This window comes from Sulfoacidibacillus ferrooxidans (assembly GCF_022606465.1).
In the GTDB taxonomy this organism is placed as follows: domain Bacteria; phylum Bacillota; class Bacilli; order Alicyclobacillales; family SLC66; genus Sulfoacidibacillus; species Sulfoacidibacillus ferrooxidans.
Window position 1 is genome coordinate 1 of record NZ_JALBUF010000094.1, and the last position, 430, is coordinate 430.

At 47.0% G+C, this 430-nt stretch carries 1 protein-coding gene; it reads right to left on the reverse strand.

Features of this window, described 5'->3' with window-relative positions:
- The coding region (locus MM817_RS16525) for an IS3 family transposase (protein WP_419723432.1) at window positions 1–430 on the reverse strand (430 nt) is incomplete at both ends.

The window sequence follows — 430 nt, forward strand, 5'->3', positions numbered from 1 at the left end:
AAACATACGTAATATCCGACATCCACACCTGGTTTGGTCTCTCTGCCGTAAACGTCTGATTCAGCACGTTGTCATCTACAGGCTGATTGTGTTTGGAATTGGTTGTTGCCTTATATTTACGGACTGTACGGCTCTTCAGCCCATTTTCCCGCATGATACGAGCCACTGTTTTCTGCCCAACACGTACACCCTCGTCTCGCAGCACCCTCATAATCTTTGGACTCCCGTATAAACGCCGAGAGGCAAGAAAGATGTGATGAATACGTCGAGTGAGATTCATTCGGCGATATGTACGCTCGCTAATAGGGCACTTAACCCATGCATAGTACCCGCTTCGATACACCTGAAACACTTTGCACATCCTCTGAACCGAATAGTCGAAGCGGTGATCGTAGATAAATTGATACCTTACTTCCGGTCTTTGCTGAAG